The sequence below is a fragment of the Vibrio sp. V43_P6S15P86 genome (assembly GCF_009904725.1).
GTDB classification, from domain to species: domain Bacteria; phylum Pseudomonadota; class Gammaproteobacteria; order Enterobacterales; family Vibrionaceae; genus Vibrio; species Vibrio diabolicus.
On sequence record NZ_WXWT01000310.1, the window covers coordinates 1 to 5,095 of the forward strand.

Sequence of the window (5,095 nt, forward strand, 5' to 3'; positions counted from 1 at the left end):
AATAAAAAATAGTCTTTTATAATCAGTTGCTTATATTATTGTTAGCTTGTTGGTATATATATTGCTTTATAGGGAGTGATTTCATTCTTTTTAGGAGATTATTACTATGCGAAAACTATCACTCGCGCTATTGGTGGCATCATTCGGAATGACCACTTTCCTATCACCTGCTTTAGCAGAAAATCAAACACCACCAACGGCTACATCAGCGCAGAAAGCACAACCGAGTTTTAATGTGACGGATACTGAGCTACGTAATTTTGTTACAGCAAGTAAAACTGTTGATGCTATTCGTACAGAAGCAATAGAAAGATTAAATGGCGATGTGGATGAAGAAACTGCACTTATTATTCAGCAACAGGCAAGTGAAGAGATGATTAAAGTAGTTGAAAAAACGGAGTTATCTGTTGAACGTTACAATCAAATAGCAAATGCCATACACAATGATGAACGGTTACGTAAAAGAGTTAACGAACTATATTAGGTTATCTTTACCTACTTCGTTATACAGATGAATGGTTAATAACAACTTATAGATGAAATTTAGAAAGCTAGCATCATCGGCTAGTGTGCCAGTCAGTTAAGCTGACTGGCTTACTTTTTATTGGAATATTTTTCTCTCATTTTTCTCTCTAGGGGTGGAGTCTAAGGAGGGATTAATGGTATGGATACTTCTACTCACCATCTACATTAGGTGATATTGATCAAGTTATTGCTCAAGACGCAGTTATACCTAGGCTTTCCTTCAGTTAGGCGGTTTGTTGACGGGCAGGTATATCGAGTCTTAATACTTTGTTCATCGGTTTCACTCCGACCATCGTTTCATCTACTTGAGTATCTTAATCAAGCAGGTTCAGCTTAGGACTGATACTTATAGCGATACTTTACTAAAAATTTTAAGGTCAGTGGCATCTACAACAACATGGGCTATCGGCCCATGGCTTGAGCTACGATATTTCATCGGAACGTCTTCGTTCACTAGCTGGTACTGCGAGAATTCTCGAAAACCTATTCTAAAGCTGTAGTTTCGTATTGAGCAGTAAAGCAAAGTGTAAAGGCGTAGGTGGTTGAGTAAACATGATCAAGCTTGAGATCTCATGAGTCTATCTTAAACAAACTCACGTGAGATCTATTCTCACTTAATCTTAGGTTTTAGACATGTTTTTCTTTTCATCAATTGACGCACCATTCCCAATGGTTGAATATATGACTGGTTCAATTTTTCGGCTAGAGACACGCTGTTAAAAGCTTTTTGAATTTTGGAGAGCATAAAGAATATGGAATTGAATATCGATCCTGTGTTAATTGCGCTTGGTCCTCTAGCGGTTCATTGGTACGGAGTACTGTTTGCTCTTGGATTAATGTCGGGATTTCAAGTGATGAAGCGCATTTTTATCATTGAAAAATCCTCATTAGTGGTGCTTGACTCGTTATTGGTTAATTCTATTCTCGGTATTATTATCGGTGCGAGGTTGGGGCATTGCTTGTTTTATGATCCTAATTACTATCTAGAGCATCCACTGAGAATATTAGCGATTTGGGAAGGTGGTCTTGCAAGCCATGGTGGTGGTTTAGGCGTACTTGTTGCTGTCTTATATCACGCAAAACGTAATAAGATTGGTAGATTATGGTTGCTAGACAGGCTCGCTATCTGTACAGCTATTTTTGCCATTTTTGTTAGGCTCGCAAACTTCATAAATTCAGAGATTATTGGTACCCAGACAAACTTACCTTGGGCTGTTATATTTCAACGAGTCGATAATATACCAAGACATCCAGCACAGCTATACGAAGCAATTTGCTATTTAGCAATATTTATACTGCTTTGGTTAACATACCGAAGAACAAGCATCTCACGCTTACCTGGTACGATTTTGGGATTGTTTTTATTTCTAACGTTTAGCGCAAGGTTCTCTATTGAGTTTGTCAAAGAAAAACAAGCTGTCTATACAAATGATTTTATTTTTTCTATGGGACAACTGCTTAGTGTTCCATTCTTAATCGTTGGGCTATCTTTGCTGTGCTGGGCAGTTATACATCGTAAGAATAATAGAAAAGGAATCAGGTTACAGAGGTAAGGAAGGACTAGATTATGGGGAGTAGGTCATGTGCAATAAGTCTTCAAAATCTTTTAGTTTGGATTTCCTCAAATAGGTCATTCTGAACTTTGGAATACACTAAGTAATCTGAAGACTAAGGAACAAGCTTGTGGTCGCAACATGGCTTTGATGTGATGGATGCACCTCCCTTCTAGCAACGTTGTACCAAACTAATGGTTCAACCAGTGAGAGCAGGAGTAACCATCATGTCTATTAAAGTTGTCGGGATCGAGATAACGAAAAAAACTCTTTCAAGTATGCGTGTTGATCACTGGTGGACAAATCTTTTCAAAGCGAAAGCGTGACAAGCTTCTTGATACAGTCCGTCAATTACCAGATACCAGAGCAAACGACTATTGCGATGGAATCATGAGCAACTTCGCGTCATTGGGGGCTTTGTTTCCTAAATCAGGGAACTAAATCATCAACCTATGATCTGATCCGCTAGGTTCACTCAAATACTTAGAGCAATGGCCAAGCCTCGCTACAAAACAACCAATTGGAAACACTATAACCAAACTTTAATCAATCGCGGTTCACTGACATTTTGGATTGATGAAGAGACCGTTCAGCTATGGAAGCAAATCAAGCAGGGAAACCCTGAAAGACCTCGCTTGTTTAGTGACTTAGCGATTACGACGGCTCTTATGGTTAAGCGTGTATTTTCACTGCCGTTGAGAGGTCTTCAAGGGTTCATTAACTCTATTTTTAAGCTCGCTCAACTACCATTGTCATGTCCTCGTTATTCATGCATTAGCAAGCGAGCTAAAACGGTCAACGTTGCGTTCAAGACAAAAACTAAAGGAACAATCCAGCATTTAGCAATTGATGCAACTGGGCTAAAGGTCTACGGTGAGGGCGAGTGGAAGGTCAAAAAGCATGGCACTGACGGGAAGCACCGTGTTTGGCGAAAATTACATTTAGCGGTCGATACATATACGCATGAAATCATTGCCTCTGAGTTAAGTTTATCGAATGTGAGCGACGGTGAAGCGCTCCCTAATTTGCTCAAACAGACTCACCGAAGAATCGTAGAGATATCTGGTGATGGTGCTTATGACACAAGTTTATGCTATGAAGCCATTCGCACCAAACGAGCCGCACCGCTCATTCCACCAAGGGAAGGCGCAGCCTTCTGGGAGCAAGGTCATCCTCGCAATTTAGCAGTCGGTTGCCAGAAGCTATATGGTTCAAATAAGCATTGGAAAAAGAAGTATGGCTACCACAAACGTTCGTTCTCAGAGACGGCAATGTTCCGTGTGAAGAAACTGCTCGGTGGGACGCTAAGCTTAAGAAATTACAATGCCCAAGTTGGCGACTTACGCCATGATAAAAGCGTTAAACAAGCTCACAGGGCTAGGTATGCCTGAAACAATGATTATCGCCTAACAATTAGCCATGTTAGGCGCGTTTTTAATTGAACTCGAATTAGGAAACAAAGCCTCTATGCGATTGACCAATGCTGACGACCAATCGGTCGTCAAAAGACTTTTGCCGGATAGCCTAGGTGGATTTAGTGATATTTTACCTACACTGGATACTGGTGAAGCTTTAGTAGTTGGGGATGCAAGCTTACTACCAAGTCGAATTAGAATTGATGAACCAATTCAAAAACCAAATAGCGGCACGGTAGATTTTTGGGATGAGTGGCAGGAAGATGCTGTTATAGGTCGGATAGCCAAAGCTATACAAAACTGGCGTAAGCAAAACATACAGTAATAATAGATAGGCTGGGAAACTAGCCTGTCATCCCCTCTATTTCAATCCAAAGCTCTTGCTCACACAACAACGAATAAATTTGGTACTCCTAAATGTCCCCTATTAACAGTCGCTTGCTCGTGATATGATATGACCTAATAAATTTAGTTAGGCTATGTCTTTTTTTGCTTCGTTTTTCACAGAAGCTATCAGAGACTTACCTTACAATTGGTCCAACTTGATACACTTACTCTGAATAGGCTTTAGATGTTGAAGGTTTCATGACGAAGATAAAAAACGAAGTAATAAGCGGTAAGGCCCGGCAACTTTTAGAAAAGTTACCGCAAGCAACCAGAGATCGCATTGCCCACATCGATTTCACCTTATTGTTTAAGGGAGAAGCGGTACGGGCGGATTTAGTCGATCGCTTCAGCATAGCCGCCGCACAAGCAACGAAAGACTTCACCCTATACCGAGAGCTTGCGCCAGGCAACATTGAGTATGACCAAAAGCTCAAGTTGCATAAACGTGGTGAAGCTTTTGAGCCATTGTTCGACTATGACGTTGTGAGAACGCTGGCAACCATTAGCCAAGGGTACGGCGATGGCTTTACTGGCAAGGTAAAACCCCCCCTTGCTTGTGAAGCGCCTTATCACCTTAACAAGCCAAGCCTATCTATAGTGGCAAAGGTCACCGAGGCCATCCACAAAGGCAAAGCCTTGAGCATCACCTATGTGTCGTTATCGAGCGGTGAAACAACCCGTGAAATCGTGCCGCATACACTGGTGGACAATGGCCTGCGTTGGCACGTTCGTGGTTTTGACCGCAAGCATGGCCCAAGCGGAGCGCCAAATGGGTTCCGTGACTTTGTATTGACCCGAATTAAAGCAGCGGTTGTGCTTGAAGACTCTACATTATCTGAAGCGGAGCTCGAAACTCAGGACAGGCAATGGAACCGCTTTGTTGAATTGGAGTTAGTGCCGCACCCACGCATAGAGCACAGTGAAGCGATTGAGCTGGATTATGGCATGACGGGGGGCATGATGAAGGTTGAGATTAGAGCTGCAACTGCGGGGTATTTGCTCAGGCTTTGGAACGTCGATTGTTCCGAGACCGCGTGTTTATCAACCAGCCAATGTCAGCTTGCGTTAAACAATCGTGCCGCGCTGTATGGGGTTCAAAACCTCGCAATTGCGCCGGGTTATGTCACTTAGATGATGAGCACAACCCAGACAACCGTTTTTTATGACTAGAGATTAATCATCAGAATTAAATAAGAATTTAAGGAACACCGATGC

Annotated in this window: 4 protein-coding genes and 2 pseudogenes; all 6 read left to right on the plus strand. The window is 41.9% G+C overall.

Going from position 1 to position 5,095, the window contains the following annotated elements; translation table 11 throughout:
* Positions 1-106: 106 nt before the first annotated feature.
* The 6 genes and pseudogenes from CAG69_RS13770 (at position 107) to CAG69_RS13790 (ending at position 5,011) form a co-directional block, all read left to right on the plus strand.
* Positions 107-484 (plus strand): DUF4168 domain-containing protein, encoded by a 378-nt coding sequence (locus CAG69_RS13770; protein ID WP_161444718.1) that lies wholly within the window; start codon positions 107-109, stop codon positions 482-484.
* Between the two features lie 793 nt (positions 485-1,277).
* Positions 1,278-2,078 (plus strand): prolipoprotein diacylglyceryl transferase, encoded by an 801-nt coding sequence (gene lgt / locus CAG69_RS13775; RefSeq protein ID WP_161444720.1) that lies wholly within the window; start codon positions 1,278-1,280, stop codon positions 2,076-2,078.
* A 227-nt stretch (positions 2,079-2,305) separates the two neighbouring features.
* A pseudogene (locus CAG69_RS22775) lies at positions 2,306-2,469 on the plus strand (IS110 family transposase); the annotation flags it as partial.
* A 100-nt stretch (positions 2,470-2,569) separates the two neighbouring features.
* Positions 2,570-3,488 (plus strand): annotated as a pseudogene (locus tag CAG69_RS13780) (IS5 family transposase).
* A gap of 9 nt (positions 3,489-3,497) precedes the next feature.
* Positions 3,498-3,818, plus strand: coding sequence for a hypothetical protein (locus tag CAG69_RS13785; protein WP_237668077.1), 321 nt, complete (start codon positions 3,498-3,500; stop codon positions 3,816-3,818).
* A gap of 260 nt (positions 3,819-4,078) precedes the next feature.
* Positions 4,079-5,011, plus strand: a complete 933-nt coding sequence (locus CAG69_RS13790; RefSeq protein ID WP_161444722.1) for a WYL domain-containing protein — start codon at positions 4,079-4,081, stop codon at positions 5,009-5,011.
* Positions 5,012-5,095: the final 84 nt, after the last annotated feature.

Excerpts from the sequence above, each read along its gene's own strand:
- CAG69_RS13770 (WP_161444718.1), top strand. The coding sequence starts at position 107 with ATGCGAAAACTATCACTCGCGCTATTGGTGGCATCATTCGGAATGACC.
- CAG69_RS13790 (WP_161444722.1), top strand. The coding sequence starts at position 4,079 with ATGACGAAGATAAAAAACGAAGTAATAAGCGGTAAGGCCCGGCAACTT.
- CAG69_RS13785 (WP_237668077.1), top strand. The coding sequence starts at position 3,498 with ATGTTAGGCGCGTTTTTAATTGAACTCGAATTAGGAAACAAAGCCTCT.
- lgt (WP_161444720.1), top strand. The coding sequence starts at position 1,278 with ATGGAATTGAATATCGATCCTGTGTTAATTGCGCTTGGTCCTCTAGCG.